16 protein-coding genes are annotated in these 13,873 nt (G+C 62.6%); 9 read left to right on the top strand and 7 right to left on the bottom strand.

Annotated features, from left to right (window positions below):
* Positions 1-3: 3 nt before the first annotated feature.
* From AC1RMF_RS18485 to AC1RMF_RS18470, 4 genes are read right to left on the bottom strand one after another with little or no spacing between them, the layout of a single operon-like run.
* Entirely contained in the window at positions 4-786 is a 783-nt protein-coding gene (locus AC1RMF_RS18485; protein ID WP_493143409.1) for an enoyl-CoA hydratase, read from the bottom strand.
* Positions 783-2,429, bottom strand: coding sequence for an acyl-CoA synthetase (locus tag AC1RMF_RS18480; RefSeq protein WP_493143407.1), 1,647 nt, complete (start codon positions 2,427-2,429; stop codon positions 783-785). Before AC1RMF_RS18480 ends, AC1RMF_RS18485 begins: the two co-directional genes overlap by 4 nt.
* Positions 2,426-3,730: an O-acetylhomoserine aminocarboxypropyltransferase/cysteine synthase family protein gene (locus AC1RMF_RS18475; RefSeq protein ID WP_493143405.1), complete on the bottom strand. Its 1,305-nt coding sequence runs from the start codon at positions 3,728-3,730 to the stop codon at positions 2,426-2,428. The genes AC1RMF_RS18480 and AC1RMF_RS18475 overlap by 4 nt, the downstream gene beginning before the upstream one ends.
* Positions 3,731-3,740: 10 nt before the next feature.
* Positions 3,741-4,214, bottom strand: a complete 474-nt coding sequence (locus AC1RMF_RS18470) for a CoA-binding protein (protein WP_493143404.1) — start codon at positions 4,212-4,214, stop codon at positions 3,741-3,743.
* Positions 4,215-4,321: 107 nt separating this feature from the next.
* Here AC1RMF_RS18470 and AC1RMF_RS18465 point away from each other — a divergent pair, with 107 nt between their 5' ends.
* The 4 genes from AC1RMF_RS18465 (at position 4,322) to AC1RMF_RS18450 (ending at position 6,894) form a co-directional block, all read left to right on the top strand.
* Positions 4,322-4,684, top strand: coding sequence for a translation initiation factor Sui1 (locus AC1RMF_RS18465; RefSeq protein WP_493143402.1), 363 nt, complete (start codon positions 4,322-4,324; stop codon positions 4,682-4,684).
* A gap of 10 nt (positions 4,685-4,694) precedes the next feature.
* Entirely contained in the window at positions 4,695-5,927 is a 1,233-nt protein-coding gene (locus AC1RMF_RS18460) for a BaiN/RdsA family NAD(P)/FAD-dependent oxidoreductase (RefSeq protein WP_493143400.1), read from the top strand.
* A 165-nt stretch (positions 5,928-6,092) separates the two neighbouring features.
* Positions 6,093-6,305 (top strand): 30S ribosomal protein S21, encoded by a 213-nt coding sequence (gene rpsU / locus AC1RMF_RS18455; protein WP_006296472.1) that lies wholly within the window; start codon positions 6,093-6,095, stop codon positions 6,303-6,305.
* A 145-nt stretch (positions 6,306-6,450) separates the two neighbouring features.
* Complete coding sequence (locus tag AC1RMF_RS18450; RefSeq protein WP_493143398.1) at positions 6,451-6,894, top strand: GatB/YqeY domain-containing protein; 444 nt, start codon at positions 6,451-6,453, stop codon at positions 6,892-6,894.
* Positions 6,895-6,901: 7 nt separating this feature from the next.
* On the opposite strand, the gene pmbA is transcribed toward AC1RMF_RS18450, so the two are convergent.
* Positions 6,902-8,335 (bottom strand): metalloprotease PmbA, encoded by a 1,434-nt coding sequence (pmbA, locus tag AC1RMF_RS18445; protein ID WP_493143396.1) that lies wholly within the window; start codon positions 8,333-8,335, stop codon positions 6,902-6,904.
* 23 nt (positions 8,336-8,358) lie between these two features.
* On the opposite strand from pmbA, the gene yjgA reads away from it, so the two are divergent.
* Together yjgA and mog are read left to right on the top strand one after the other, a co-directional pair.
* Positions 8,359-9,018 carry a ribosome biogenesis factor YjgA gene (yjgA, locus tag AC1RMF_RS18440; RefSeq protein WP_493143395.1) on the top strand — a complete coding sequence of 220 codons (660 nt, stop codon included), beginning with the start codon at positions 8,359-8,361 and terminating at the stop codon, positions 9,016-9,018.
* 8 nt (positions 9,019-9,026) lie between these two features.
* Entirely contained in the window at positions 9,027-9,641 is a 615-nt protein-coding gene (mog, locus tag AC1RMF_RS18435; protein ID WP_493143393.1) for a molybdopterin adenylyltransferase, read from the top strand.
* On the opposite strand, the gene cysE is transcribed toward mog, so the two are convergent.
* A complete protein-coding gene (gene cysE / locus AC1RMF_RS18430) occupies positions 9,619-10,395 on the bottom strand; it encodes a serine O-acetyltransferase (RefSeq protein ID WP_493143392.1) in 777 nt (258 codons plus the stop codon). The two genes, mog and cysE, sit on opposite strands and share 23 nt — an antisense overlap.
* A 9-nt stretch (positions 10,396-10,404) precedes the next feature.
* The gene (locus AC1RMF_RS18425) at positions 10,405-11,220 is read right to left on the bottom strand and encodes an RNA methyltransferase (protein ID WP_493143391.1); all 816 of its coding nucleotides are present in this window, start codon (positions 11,218-11,220) and stop codon (positions 10,405-10,407) included.
* 76 nt (positions 11,221-11,296) lie between these two features.
* On the opposite strand from AC1RMF_RS18425, the gene AC1RMF_RS18420 reads away from it, so the two are divergent.
* The 3 genes from AC1RMF_RS18420 to AC1RMF_RS18410 all read left to right on the top strand — a co-directional run bounded on the left by AC1RMF_RS18420 (position 11,297) and on the right by AC1RMF_RS18410 (position 13,864).
* Complete coding sequence (locus tag AC1RMF_RS18420; RefSeq protein ID WP_493143389.1) at positions 11,297-12,190, top strand: inositol monophosphatase family protein; 894 nt, start codon at positions 11,297-11,299, stop codon at positions 12,188-12,190.
* Between the two features lie 17 nt (positions 12,191-12,207).
* Positions 12,208-13,431 (top strand): MFS transporter, encoded by a 1,224-nt coding sequence (locus tag AC1RMF_RS18415; protein ID WP_493143388.1) that lies wholly within the window; start codon positions 12,208-12,210, stop codon positions 13,429-13,431.
* A 139-nt stretch (positions 13,432-13,570) separates the two neighbouring features.
* On the top strand, positions 13,571-13,864 hold the full coding sequence (locus AC1RMF_RS18410) for a hypothetical protein (protein ID WP_493143386.1): 294 nt from the start codon (positions 13,571-13,573) through the stop codon (positions 13,862-13,864).
* Positions 13,865-13,873: the final 9 nt, after the last annotated feature.

Here is a 13,873-nt window from a genome sequence, read left to right as displayed (position 1 = left end):
GGCTCAGGAAAACTGCGGTGGACGTTTGTCGATGAATGCCTGCACCCCCTCCAGTGCATCGGCGTCCATCATGTTACAGGCCATGGTGTTCAACGCGTCCTGGTAGGCCGCTTCCATGCCCGATTCCAGCTGCCGGTAGAAAAGACCCTTGCCCATTTCAATGGCCACGCGCGGCTTCTTCAGGATGCTGTCCACCAGCTTCTGCACGGTGGCATCCAGCTGTTCGGCCGGCACAGCGTGGTTGATCAGGCCTTGCGCCTGTGCCTCCTGCGCGCTGATGAACTCGCCCGTCACCAGCATCTCGAAGGCGGCCTTGCGGCTCACGTTGCGGCTCAGGGCCACGCTGGGCGTGGAACAGAACAGGCCGTAGTTCACGCCGCTGGTGGCAAAGCGCGCCGTGTCGGCAGCCACCGCCAGATCGCACATGGCCACCAGTTGGCACCCCGCTGCCGTGGCAATGCCCTGCACCCGGGCAATCACCGGCACCGGCAGGCGCTGGAGGCCCATCATCACTTCACTGCACTGGGCAAACAGCGTGCGGTAGTACGCCAGCGAAGGCGCTGCCCGCATTTCCTTGAGGTCGTGGCCGGCGCAAAAAGCTTTGCCCTCTGCCGCCAGGACCACCACGCGCACCGAGGCGTCCGCGGCAATGTCCTGGGTGGCTTTCTGCAGCGCACTCAGCATGGCCTCGCTCAATGCATTGAAGGCTTGCGGACGGTTGAGCGTGAGCGTGACCACGCCGCGCGCATCGCGCGCCACCTGCAGCAGGGCTGCTGCTTCGCTCATGATGCAATGGCCTTTTCGGCACGCTTGCGCAACTCGAACTTCTGGATCTTGCCGGTGGACGTCTTGGGAATGGATTCAAAACGGATGTCGCGCGGCACCTTGTAGCCCGCCAGCAAAGTCTTGCAGTGATCTATCAGATCCTGCGCCGTGACGCGGGCGCCGTCCTTGACTTCCACATAGGCCACCGGCGTTTCGCCCCACTTGGGGTCGGGCTTGGCGACCACCGCACAGGACAACACGGCGGGGTGCCGATAGAGGGCGTCTTCCACCTCTAGCGAACTGATGTTCTCGCCGCCGGAGATGATGATGTCCTTGCTGCGGTCCTTGATCTTGACGTAACGGTCGTTCTCCAACACCGCCAGGTCACCGGTATGGAACCAGCCCCCGGCGAAGGCCTCGGCCGTGGCCTTGGGATTCTTGAGGTAGCCCTTCATGACGATGTTGCCGCGGAACATGATCTCGCCCATGGTCTGGCCGTCGGCCGGGACTTCGGTCATCTCTTCGGCGTTCATCACGGTCATGCCTTCCTGCAGCGGGTAGCGCACGCCCTGGCGGCCATTCAGGCGGGTCTGCTCGGACAGGGACTCGCTGGCCCACTGCGTGCGCTTGGCGGCCACCGATGCTGGACCGTAGACCTCGGTCAGACCGTACACATGAGTGATGTCAAAGCCGATCTGGGCCATGCCTTCGATCATGGAGGCCGGTGGCGCAGCGCCTGCCACCATGCCGCGCACCTTGTGGCGGATGTTGGCGCGCATCTCGGGCGGCGCGGCTATCAGCAGGTTGTGCACGATGGGAGCTGCGCAGTAGTGGTCCACGCCATGCTCGGCAATGGCTGGGAGGATGTGGGCCGCATCCACACGGCGCAGGCACACATGGGTGCCGGCCAGCATGGCCACGGTCCAGGGGAAGCACCAGCCATTGCAATGGAACATGGGCAGCGTCCACAGGTAGGTGGGAAAGTGCGGCATGGTCCAGGTCGCGGCGTTGCAAGTGGCGTTGAGGTAAGCGCCACGGTGGTGGGTGACCACGCCCTTGGGGTCGCCCGTGGTGCCGGAGGTGTAGCTCACGGCAATCGCGTCCCACTCGTCCTGCGGGCCCTGCAGCACGGCCAAGGGTTCGTGAGCCGCCAGAAGGGCTTCGTATTCATGCGTGCCCACGCGCTCACCATTGCCGGTGAATTCGCTGTCGCACACGTCGATCACCAGCACCTCGCGCCCATGCTCTTCCTTGAGCATGCGCAGCGCGTCCTTCATGAGGTGCGAGAACTCGGTGTCGGTGATGAGCACGCTGGCTTCGCAGTGGTTCATCTGCCAGGCCAGCAGCCAGGGGTCAAGCCGGGTGTTGAGCGTGTTGAGCACGGCGTTGAGTGCGGGCACGGCGTAGTGCGCCTCCACCATCTCGGGTGTGTTGGGCAGCATCACACTCACCGTGCTGCCGCGTTTGACCCCATGCGCCTTGAGGGCTGCGGCCAGCCGCGCCGAACGCTCACGGGTCTGCGCCCAGGTATAGCGGCGCTTGCCATGGATGACGGCGGTGAGGTCACCAAAGATTTCCGCCGTGCGCTCCACAAAGCTCACGGGCGAGAGCGCCACGAAATTGGCGGGGTTCTTGTCAAGGTGTTGGTCGAATATGGAAGTCATTGTTTTGCTGCTTTCTCCAGTGCCTGGTCTATGTCCCAAAGAATGTCGTCAATGTGTTCCAGCCCCACCGACATGCGCACCATGTCTGGTAACACGCCGGCGGCGATCTGCTGTTGTTCGTCCAGCTGCCGGTGCGTGGTGCTTGCGGGATGGATGATGAGTGTGCGCGTGTCGCCGATATTGGCCAGGTGGCTCATGAAGCGCGCCGCCTCGATGAAACGCACACCAGCTTGCAGCCCGCCCTTGACGCCAAACGCCAGCAGACCTGACGCGCCCGGCACGCCGTCTATGGAACGCATCTGCTTCTGCACCAGCGCGTGGTCGGGGTGGTCTGGAAGGCCGGGGTAGCTGACCCAGGCCACCTGCTTGTGGGCCTGGAGGAACTCGGCCACCTTGCGCGCATTGCTGCAATGGCGCTCCATGCGCACATGCAAGGTCTCGGTGCCCTGCAATATCTGCCACGCTGCCATGGGCGCCAGTGCGGCGCCATACACCCGCAATGTCTCCATGCGGGCACGCATGGTGAAGGCAAAGTCGCCAAAGGTCTCAAAGAACTTCACGCCGTGGTAGCCCGCGGAAGGTTCTGTCATGCCGGGGAACTTGCCGTTATCCCAGGGGAACTTGCCGCTCTCCACCACCACGCCGCCCAGCGTGGTGCCGTGGCCGGCCAGGTATTTGGTGGCCGAATGCACCACGATGTCCGCGCCCCAGCGTATGGGCTGGCACAGGAATGGCGACGGCACCGTGTTGTCGATGACCAGCGGCAGGCCATGGGCATGCGCCACATCGGCTATTGCCGCAATGTCCAGCACCGCCAAGCTGGGGTTGCCCAGGCTCTCGGCAAACACGGCGCGGGTATTGGGCTGGATGGCGGCGGCAAAGGCCTCTGGCTTGCGTGCATCCACAAAGGTGGTGGTGATGCCCATCTTGGCCAGGTTCACCGCCAGCAGAGACACGCTGCCGCCATACAGCGCACCGGCCGCCACCACATGGTCACCCTGCTGCAGCAGGGTCATCAGCACCATGCTTTCCGCTGCCATGCCACTGGCCGACGCCAGCCCGGCGCGTCCGCCTTCCAGCGCGGCGACGCGCTCTTCGAGCGCCGCCACGGTGGGGTTGCTTAGTCGCGAATACACATTGCCAAAGGTCTGCAGATTGAACAGGCTGGCTGCGTGGTCGGCGCTGTCAAACACAAAGCTGGTGGTCTGGTAGATGGGCAGTGCGCGCGCGCCGGTAGCGGCGTCGGGAATCTGTCCGGCGTGGATGGTCAGGGTTTCAGGTTGGTAGATGCGATCAGCCATGTGGTTCCCCTTATCCCGGGCGTTTGGCAGAGATGACACCGGTATTCACCCCGGCCCAGTTCAGACCGCCCATAAGGCGGGCGTGTTCGATCTTGACGCAGCGGTTGGTGACCGAATCCAGTCCGGCAGCACGCGCCAACGCATCTGCTTCCACATTGTTGACACCGAGCTGCTGCCACAGGCATTTGGCGCCAATGTCTATGGCCTGCTGCGCAATGGGCAGCACGTCCTCGGTCTTGCGAAACACATCCACCATGTCCACAGCAAAGGGGATATCGGCCAACGTGGCATAGCAGGTCTCACCCAGAATGGCTGTGCCGCTGGCCGCGTAACGCGGGTTCACCGGCACGATGCGGTAACCGTGCTCCTGCATGTACTTGGCCGCAAAGAAGCTGGGGCGGTGCCATTCCGCAGAAAGCCCCACCACCGCGATGGTGCGGTACTGGCGAAGAATGCGTTGCAAGCTGGCGATGTCGTTGTTCACAAGGGTCCAATCATTCGCAGGAAGACCCGCACAATATAGCGCCGCTCCCACCGGGTGTCGGATACTAAACACCCAAACCTAGCCCTGCCTGACAAATCAGCCCCACCATGACAAGAAACGCCTCCAGCAGCACGCTGGTCTATTCCACCGACAGCGGCCGCATCTGCACCGGTTGCGGCAAGCCTGTGGCGCAATGCATCTGCAAGGCCGCCAGTGCCACGCCGTTGGGCAACGGCAATGTACGTGTCAGCCGTGAAACCAAAGGCCGCGCCGGCAAAGGCGTAACAGTTATCAAGGGCCTGCCCCTGGCCGCCGCCGAGCTTGCGGCACTGGGCAAGCAGTTGCGCACCGCCTGCGGCTCGGGCGGCACCGTCAAAGATGGCACGCTGGAAATCCAGGGCGATCACGCAGACCGTGTGGTGGAACTGCTCAAGGCCCAGGGCTTCAGCGCCAAGCGCGCAGGCGGGTAAGCTCCCCACCATGCAGAAGTTTGATGTGGTGATCGTGGGTGCCGGGGCTGCCGGCTTGTTTTGCGCCGGTGTGGCCGGGCAATTGGGCCTGAAAGTGCTGGTGCTGGACCACAGCGAGAAAGTGGCGGAAAAAATCCGCATCTCGGGCGGCGGGCGCTGCAACTTCACCAACTTGGATGTGACAGCGGCCAACTTCCTGAGCGAGAACCCGCGCTTTGCCAAGTCTGCCCTGTCGCGCTACACGCCGCGCGACTTCATAACGCTGCTGCAGAAGCACCAGATTGCCGTCCACGAAAAGCACAAGGGCCAGCTCTTCTGCGACCGTTCCGCCGAAGACATCATCAACCTGCTGCTGGCGGAATGCGCCCAGGGCGGCGTACAGCGCTGGCAGCCCTGCAGCCTCAAGGCGGTACGCTTCCACGCCGATGCCGATCTTCCATACACCCTGGATACCAGCCAGGGTGAGGTCGGCTGCAAGGCAGTGGTGATTGCCACAGGCGGCCTGTCCATACCCAAGATCGGCGCCAGTGACCTGGGCTACCGTATCGCCAAACAGTTTGATTTGCCGGTGGTGGCCACCCGGCCGGCGCTGGTGCCACTGACTTTTGACGAGGCTGCCTGGGCGCCGTTTGCGCAACTCTCCGGTTTGTCCTTGCCGGTGGAAATTGCAACCGGCGCCAAGAAGGAGGCCATGCAGTTCCGTGAAGATCTGCTGTTCACCCACCGGGGCTTGAGCGGCCCCGGCGTGCTGCAGATCTCCAGCTACTGGAAGGAAGGCAGCAGCATCCGCCTGAACCTGGTGCCCGACACCGCCCTGGCCGATTACCTGCAGCAGGCCAAGGCCACATCGCGCAAACGCATTGCGAACGAACTCGCCGCCCTGCTCCCTTCCCGGCTGGCCGACACCTGGGTAGCGCAAGGTGCGGCCCTGGGCCAGAACTGGGACCGCCCAGTGAACGAAGTATCCGACAAGGCCCTGCTCCTGCTGGCCGAACGCATCAACCGCTGGGAGCTCACGCCCACCGGCACCGAGGGTTATCGCAAGGCCGAGGTCACCGCGGGCGGCGTGGATACCAAGGTACTCTCCAGCCAAACCATGGAAAGCCGGCAGCCCGGCCTGTATTTCATTGGGGAAGTGGTGGATGTGACCGGCTGGCTGGGCGGCTACAACTTCCAGTGGGCCTGGGCCAGCGCCTTCGCCTGCGCGCAGGGGCTGGCGGCCCGTTTGCAACAGCCTGGTTGAAAGCGCTTGGACGTAGCCTAAGACAAAGGTTATAATCGCAGGCTCTTTGGCAGTTCCCCGTCGGCCAATACTAGTTAAGACGGGAAATACCGCTGAATCTGGCGAGTGGGGCCCGATCTTCCCCCTTGCATCGTGATCAGCACAATTTTTGGAACCCATTACGTAATGACAACGATCCGTGTAAAAGAAAACGAGCCGTTTGACGTCGCTCTGCGTCGCTTCAAGCGCACCATTGAAAAGCTGGGCCTGCTGACTGACTTGCGCGCACGCGAGTTCTACGAAAAGCCCACTGCCGAGCGCAAGCGCAAGAAGGCTGCTGCCGTCAAGCGCAACTACAAGCGCATCCGCAGCATGCAATTGCCCAAGAAACTCTACTGAGTTTCTGCTGCAGAAGCTGTTTTGAGCTTCCCGCCCGCAGGTTCACAAGGATCTGCCGGACACAAAATGCTCGCCTGGGGACGCTCCGGCGGGCATTTTTCATTCTGAGACCTCTTTTTTAGCCGCTCACTTCTGGAGAACCGCAATGTCCCTCAAAGACCAAATCACCGAAGACATGAAGACCGCCATGCGCGCCAAGGACAGCGAGCGCCTGGGCACCATCCGCCTGCTGCTGGCCGCCTGCAAGCAGCGTGAAGTGGATGAACGCATCGTGCTGGACGATGCCGCCGTAGTCGCTCTGGTGGACAAACTGATCAAGCAACGCAAGGACTCGGTTGCCGCCTACGAAGGCGCCGGTCGCCAGGACCTGGCCGACAAGGAATCCGCCGAAATCAAGGTACTGCAGGTCTACCTGCCCCAGCGCATGTCCGCCGACGAGGTGCTGGTCGAAGTCAAAGCCATCGTTGCCGAACTGGGCGCCAAGGGGCCTGGAGATATGGGCAAGGTCATGGCTGTGGTGAAGACGCGGCTGGCCGGGAAGGCGGAGATGGCTGTTGTTTCTTCAGCTGTCAAGGCTGCGCTGGCCTGATTTTCAATCAGCTCCCGGCAACCTTCATCTTGTTGATCAAGACGGACCCCACCGTCTTGGCCCCATAGTTGTAGGTATCCGCGCCAATCGCCTCGATGCCCTTGAACATGGCTTTCATGTTGCCAGCGATGGTGATCTCGTGGACCGGGAACTTGATGCGGCCTTTTTCGACCCAGAAGCCACTGGCACCACGGGAGTAGTCGCCGGTGACGTAGTTCACGCCCTGCCCCATCAGCTCGGTCACGAACAGGCCAGTTCCCAGCCGCTGCAGCATGGCGTCCAGGTTGTCGCCAGCCTGGGTCAGGCGCGAGGTGAAGGTGAGATTGTGGGAACCGCCGGAGTTGCCGGTGGTGCGCATGCCCAGTTTGCGGGCGGAGTAGCTGCTGAGGAAATAGCCGCCGACCTTGCCGGCTTCCACCACCTGGCGCGCCTGCACCCGCACACCCTCGTCGTCGAAGGGCGAGCTGCCCTTGCCGCCCAGGATGAAGGGGTCTTCAAAAATGTCGATGTGCTTGGGAAACACCTGCTTGCCCAGGCTGTCGAGCAGGAAGGTGCTCTTGCGGTACAGCGCACCGCCGCTCACCGCTTGCACAAAGGCACCCAACAAACCCGCTGCCAAAGGGGACTCGAACAGCACCGGGCATTCCACGGTCGCGATCTTGCGTGCCTTGAGACGGCTCAAGGCACGCTCCGCCGCGTAACGCCCCACGGCCTCAGGCGACGCCAGCTCTTCGGCGCGGCGCTGCGAGCTGTACCAGGCATCGCGCTGCATGTCGTCGCCCTTGCCGGCAATGGGCGAGACTGACAGCGAATGGCGCGAGGTGGCGTAACCACCGCGAAAGCCATGCGTATGAGCGCTGAAGAATTGCGATTGCTGGGCCGACACGGCAGCACCTTCGCTGTTGGTGATGCGCTTGTCCACGGACAAGGCGGCAGCTTCGCATTGCAGTGCCAGTTGGGCTGCCTGCTCACTGGTAACCGCCCAGGGGTGGAACAGGTCCAGGTCACGCTTGCGGTCTGCCACAGGCGAAATATCGGCCTCATCCGGAAGGCTGGCAAACGGGTCTTCGGCGGTAAAGCGGGCGATGTCGTATGCCGCGCGCACTGTCTGCGCGATGGCTGCGTCGGAAAAATCGGAGGTGCTGGCGTTGCCGCGGCGGTGTCCGACGTAGACAGTCACGCCCAGCGACTTGTCGCGGTTGCGCTCTACATTCTCCAGCTCACCATTGCGCACCGATACGCTCAGGCCACAGCCTTCGGACACTTCCACACCGGCATCGGTGGCACCGGCTTTTCGGGCTTCTGCCAGCGTTTTGTCGGCCAGGGACTCAAAGAATGGCAGCGTGTATGCAAAGCCGGAATCCGACGGTTTGGCGGAGCGGATGGCGGTGGAGGTGGGCTTGGAGGGCGCAGCTTGGCGCGAGGTGGGGTGTTTCTTCATGGCGAAGGCTATGATACTTGGCTATGTCACGCAAACTTAAAAAAGGCTATTACGTCAAGGGCCAATTCGTCGCCGAGGGCAGCGCACTCGATCTGGAGTACAAGCGCGAGCTCAAAGGTTCCGACGAGCCCAGCCGTACCGACCTCAAACGCGAAAGCGACGAGCAACAGAAACTCGGCGAAGATTTGCTGACCCTGCGTGCAGAACTGATGACCCGCCTGGACCTGCCGGAAAAGCTGGTGGAAGCCGTCGCAGAGGCCAAGCGCATCAGCAACTTCGAAGGCCTGCGCCGCCAGATGCAATTCATCGGCAAGCTCATGCGCAAACTCGAAGCCAGCAAGATTGAAGAGATCCGCGCCGCACTGGAAGAGCAGCACATGCCGTCGGCCAAGGAAACCCTGCTACTGCACCAGGCCGAGCAATGGCGCGACCGGTTGGTTGCAGACGACGATGCCGTGGGCCAATGGATCAACCTGAGCCCGGGCACCGACAGCCAGCAACTGCGCGCCCTGGTACGCCAGGCGCGCAAGGATGCCAAACCGGAGAAACCCGGCATGGCGCCGCGCCATGGCCGCGCCTACCGCGAAATTTTCCAGCTGGTGCGCGAGCAACTGACCAGTGCCCACGCGCAAGGCGACCAGGCTTCCGATGCGCAAGCCAGTGAAACCGACCACGACGACTGAGTAATCCCATGAGCCAAGCTAGTGCGCCCCCAGACACCGTCAAGATCGGCATTGTTTCCATCAGTGACCGCGCCTCCAGCGGCATTTACGAAGACAAAGGCCTGCCCGCGCTCAAGGACTGGCTGTCGCGCGCGTTGCTCAACCCGATCGACTTCGAAGCGCGCCTGATCCCCGACGAGCAGCAGGAGATCAGCAAGACCCTGGTGGAACTGGTGGACGCCGGCTGCGCACTGGTGCTCACCTCTGGCGGCACCGGGCCGGCACAGCGCGATGTAACACCCGAAGCCACGCTGGCCATTGCCGACAAGGAAATGCCCGGCTTTGGTGAGCAGATGCGCCGTGTCAGCCTGGAGTTTGTGCCTACGGCCATCCTGTCACGCCAGGTGGCGGTGATCCGTGGCAAGACCCTGATCATCAACCTGCCCGGCCAACCCAAGTCCATTGCCGAAACGCTGGAAGGATTGAGAGATGCCGAGGGCAACAGCAAGGTGCAGGGCATTTTTGCCGCCGTGCCCTACTGCATTGACCTGATTGGTGGGCCGTATCTGGAAACCAACGACGCCGTCTGCAAGGCCTTCCGGCCCAAATCGGCGCAGCGGCCTACTCGGCAATCAGCTGGTTGAGCTTTTCAGCCTCAAAGCATTCCTTGCGCGCGGCGTCCGCCGGAACACAGTCACTGCTGACGTCCTTGCGGCTGGAGAGCGTCTCGATCGCCTGCCAAAGCAAGGCAATCTGGTGGTCCTGCGATGCGGCGCTGTTGACCAGACCATGCAGGGCCTGGCTCAAGGGATCGTTTTCCTTGGTAATGCCGTAGGCCGAGAACTTGCTGTCGGTGGGTGCCACATCGGCACTTTCACCGGCCTTGGATTGGATGATGCGTGCGGGAATGCCCACAGCGGTTGCACCGGCGGGTACGGGTTTGATGACCACAGCGTTGCTGCCAATCTTGGCGCCGTCACCGACTTCAAAACCACCCAGCACCTTGGCGCCAGCGCTCACCACCACGTCCTTGCCCAGCGTGGGATGGCGCTTGGCACCCTTGTAGAGCGAGGTACCGCCCAGGGTCACACCCTGGTAGATGGTGCAGCCGTCGCCAATTTCTGCGGTCTCACCCACCACAGTGCCCATGGCATGGTCAAAGAATACGCGTTCACCCAGCTTGGCGCCGGGGTGGATTTCTATGCCAGTGAGGAAACGCGACACATGCGAGGTAAAGCGGCCCAGCCACAGAAAACCATGCGTCCAGAACCAGTGCGCCGGCCTATGCAGCACCACCGCATGCAGCCCCGGATAGCAGGTCAGCACCTCCCAGGTACTGCGCGCAGCAGGGTCACGGTCAAGAATGCATTGGATGTCGGAGCGTAGGCGGGCAAACATGGGAAGAGTCTAAACGCTGCGCTCGGGCGTCGGCTGGGGGCCCTCGTTTGACAACGCCACCGGGGTGGAATTACCGGTGTGCTGCAAGATCGACTTGGCTATTCCACGCAGGATGTGGATTTCCTCCTGCGTCACTTCGGCGCGGTTGAACAATGCATTGAGACGGGGCATGAGCTTCTTGGGTGCGGCCGGGTCCAGAAACTCCAGCGCCACCAACGCCTGCTCCAGATGCGCCAACATGCCGCTGACCTGCGCCGCATCGGCCACCTTGGACGCGCCTTGCGGCAGGGCGGGTGCATCGGCAAAACCGCCAAGCGCCAGGCGCCACTCATAGGCAATCACCTGTAAGGCAGCTCCGATGTTGAGCGAGCCAAATTTCGGGTTGCTGGGGATGCTCAAGCAGACGTTGCAGCGGTACACGTCCTCATTGCGCATGCCAAAGCGCTCGGAGCCGAACAGGAAGGCAATGCCTTCGTGCTGCGGCTTTGCGGTTTCGCTGCGCTCCTGCACCATGCGCGCCACCAGCTGGCTGAAGTGCTCGCGCGGCGTGGTGGTCGGTGGACCAAAGTCGCGTGGCGTCATGGCGGTGGCACACAGATGCGTCATGCCCTCCAGCGCTTCGTCCAGGGTTTCCACGATGCGGCACTTTTCCAGCACATCCAGGGCGCCGCTGGCGCGCTGGATAGTTTCCTCCCGGCGCAGCACATTGGCCCAGCGCGGCGCCACCAGCACCAGGTCGTCAAAACCCATGGTTTTCATGGCCCGGGCGGCTGCGCCCACGTTGCCGGCGTGGCTGGTCTGGATGAGGATAAAACGTGTCTGCATGGAAACCGGTAAAATCCGGCTATTGTCGCCGCCTGCATCGCCACCGCGGTATCACCTGTTCTTCCCCCCACAATCTATGTCGCTCAATCTGCACCCCATGGTCAATGTGGCCATCAAGGCCGCCCGCACCGCCGGTTCCATCATCAACCGCGCCGCTCTCGATATCGAGTCCGTGCGTGTGTCGCAAAAAAAGGCCAATGACTTTGTCACCGAAGTGGACCAGGCCGCAGAAGCCGCGATCATAGAAACCCTGCTCACCGCCTACCCCGGTCACGGCATCTGGGCCGAAGAGTCTGGCAAGGAACACGGCGCACAGGACTCCGAATTCGTCTGGATCATCGATCCGCTGGACGGCACCACCAACTTCATCCACGGCCTGCCCACTTATTGCGTGAGCATTGCCCTGGCCGTGCGTGGCAAAGTGGAACAAGCCGTGGTGTACGACCCCACCCGCAATGACCTGTTCACCGCCACCAAGGGCCGTGGTGCTTTCCTTAACGACCGCCGCATCCGCGTCTCCAAGCGCACCCAGCTCAAGGAAGCACTGGTTTCCACCGGTTTCCCTTACCGCCAGGGTGACGACTTCGACCAGTATCTGGTGATGATGGGTGAGGTCATGCGCCGTACCGCCGGTCTGCGCCGCCCGGGCGCTGCCGCCCTGGACCTGGCCTACGTGGCCGCAGGCTACACCGATGCCTTCTTTGAGAAGGGCCTGCAGGCCTGGGACGTGGCCGCGGGTTCGCTGCTGGTGACCGAAGCGGGCGGCCTGGTGGGCAATTTTTCGGGCGAAGCGGACTTCCTGGACCAGCAGGAATGCCTGGCCGGCAACCCGCGCGTGTATGCGCAAATGGTTGGCGTACTGGGCAAGCACAGCAAGTTTGCCAGCGCCGGTGAAAAGGCCGCCGTGCGCCAATCCACCCTGAGCATCAGCCCGCGCGGCAAGGAAACCGACGAAGCCGCTCCCCTGTAAGACGGGCCTTGCAAGCCATGTCGGACGGGAGTCTTAAGGAGCTGTTTGCACAGCGCAGCTTTGTGCGCTTCTGGCTGGCACGCCTGTTTGGCACCACCTCGCTGCAGATGCTGATGGTGGCGCTGGCCTGGCACATGTACGACATCACCTCCAGCGCCTGGGATCTGGGTCTGGTGGGGCTGTTCCAGTTTGTGCCGGCCCTGCTGCTCACCTTGCCCGCCGGCCATTTGGCGGACCGCGTGCACCGGGGCCACATCTTCTCGGTCTGCATGGCAATGCAAGCCGTTGCTGCATTGCTGCTGCTACTGGCCGTTCACTTCCAGTTTGCCAACCGGGAACTGATCCTGGGCATTTCGGTGCTGCTGGGCATGACCCGCGCCTTCCAGATGCCGGCCCAACAGGCTCTGACCCCACAACTGGTACCGACCGCCATGCTGCAGCGTGCCCTCACCCTGAGCTCGGGTGCCATGCAGGTGGCCATCATTTGCGGACCCGCACTCGGTGGCTTGTTGTACGGTGCGGGGCCTGCTGCGGTCTATGCCAGCAGCGCCGGTTTGCTGGTGGTTGCAGCCGCACTGGCGCTCATGGTCCGGTACCAGCACGTGCCGGCACAGGGCTCCGCCAGCTGGAGCAGCGTGCTGGCCGGTGTGGGTTTTGTCTGGCGGCATAAAGTCATTTTGGGCGCCACCAGCCTGGACCTGTTTGCCGTACTCCTGGGCGGTGCAACGGCGCTGCTACCCATTTTTGCGCGCGACATGTTGCAGACCGGGCCGTTGGGGCTGGGCATGCTGCGCTCAGCACCGGCGGTAGGGGCACTGGCTACTTCCCTGGTACTGGTGCGCTGGCCTCTGCAACGCTGGGTTGGCAAAAAGCTGTTGGTTGCCGTTGCCGTATTCGGCTTGGCCACCGTGGTGTTTGGCCTGTCGCACAGTTTCGGCCTGTCTCTGGTCGCGCTGCTGGTGACCGGTGCTGCCGACAGCATCAGCGTGGTCACACGCAGCACCCTGGTGCAGCTGGAAACCCCCAATGAGATGCGCGGGCGCGTTTCGGCCGTGAACTCCATCTTCATCGGAGCCTCCAACCAATTGGGCGAATTTGAATCGGGCGCCGTCGCCGCTGCCTTTGGACCGGTGTTTTCCGTCGTGTCCGGTGGCATTGGCACCATGCTGGTAGCGGCAGCCTGGCTCAAGCTTTTCCCGGATCTGGCCCGGCGCGACCGGCTGCACAGCGACCACTCCTGAGCCGGCGTCGCCCGGCGTGTTGCGTGCATGCAACCCAATTCCCCCTAAGACACCATGGGATTAGGGTAAACCCTAGGAAAACCCCTAGGGTTTACCCTATACTGCACTGCAACACGATCACTTTTCTTAGGAGGATCTCATGTCCACTACCGTAATTAGCGCACATTCCCTGCCCCGTACCAGCGGCAGCAACATCGGCACCGCCTTGGCTGAAGTCGGCGTCGCCTTCAAGCACCTGGCAACTGCGGTTTTCCGCACCGCCGTGGCGCCTGTGGCTCCCGCCCAGCCTCTGACTGCCTACGAAGAAGCCGAACAACTGCGTACCTACGCTGCCGAAATCCAGCAAAAGGACCCCGACTTCGCGCAAGACCTGTTTGCCGCTGCCGACCGCCACGAAATCGAAGCGGCCGCTGCAGCACGCACTGTCCACTAAAACGGCCTT

This window comes from Rhodoferax sp. GW822-FHT04A08 (assembly GCF_058801025.1).
This window is presented reverse-complemented; position numbering and strand designations above follow the sequence as displayed.

What these genes read in the sequence shown, in the direction of transcription:
- AC1RMF_RS18415 (WP_493143388.1), top strand. Translation starts at nt 12,208, where the DNA reads ATGTCGGACGGGAGTCTTAAGGAGCTGTTTGCACAGCGCAGCTTTGTG.
- AC1RMF_RS18450 (WP_493143398.1), top strand. Translation starts at nt 6,451, where the DNA reads ATGTCCCTCAAAGACCAAATCACCGAAGACATGAAGACCGCCATGCGC.
- AC1RMF_RS18425 (WP_493143391.1), bottom strand. Translation starts at nt 11,220, where the DNA reads ATGCAGACACGTTTTATCCTCATCCAGACCAGCCACGCCGGCAACGTG.
- AC1RMF_RS18465 (WP_493143402.1), top strand. Translation starts at nt 4,322, where the DNA reads ATGACAAGAAACGCCTCCAGCAGCACGCTGGTCTATTCCACCGACAGC.
- AC1RMF_RS18475 (WP_493143405.1), bottom strand. Translation starts at nt 3,730, where the DNA reads ATGGCTGATCGCATCTACCAACCTGAAACCCTGACCATCCACGCCGGA.
- yjgA (WP_493143395.1), top strand. Translation starts at nt 8,359, where the DNA reads ATGTCACGCAAACTTAAAAAAGGCTATTACGTCAAGGGCCAATTCGTC.
- AC1RMF_RS18410 (WP_493143386.1), top strand. Translation starts at nt 13,571, where the DNA reads ATGTCCACTACCGTAATTAGCGCACATTCCCTGCCCCGTACCAGCGGC.
- AC1RMF_RS18460 (WP_493143400.1), top strand. Translation starts at nt 4,695, where the DNA reads ATGCAGAAGTTTGATGTGGTGATCGTGGGTGCCGGGGCTGCCGGCTTG.
- rpsU (WP_006296472.1), top strand. Translation starts at nt 6,093, where the DNA reads ATGACAACGATCCGTGTAAAAGAAAACGAGCCGTTTGACGTCGCTCTG.
- pmbA (WP_493143396.1), bottom strand. Translation starts at nt 8,335, where the DNA reads ATGAAGAAACACCCCACCTCGCGCCAAGCTGCGCCCTCCAAGCCCACC.
- AC1RMF_RS18480 (WP_493143407.1), bottom strand. Translation starts at nt 2,429, where the DNA reads ATGACTTCCATATTCGACCAACACCTTGACAAGAACCCCGCCAATTTC.
- mog (WP_493143393.1), top strand. Translation starts at nt 9,027, where the DNA reads ATGAGCCAAGCTAGTGCGCCCCCAGACACCGTCAAGATCGGCATTGTT.
- AC1RMF_RS18485 (WP_493143409.1), bottom strand. Translation starts at nt 786, where the DNA reads ATGAGCGAAGCAGCAGCCCTGCTGCAGGTGGCGCGCGATGCGCGCGGC.
- AC1RMF_RS18420 (WP_493143389.1), top strand. Translation starts at nt 11,297, where the DNA reads ATGTCGCTCAATCTGCACCCCATGGTCAATGTGGCCATCAAGGCCGCC.
- cysE (WP_493143392.1), bottom strand. Translation starts at nt 10,395, where the DNA reads ATGTTTGCCCGCCTACGCTCCGACATCCAATGCATTCTTGACCGTGAC.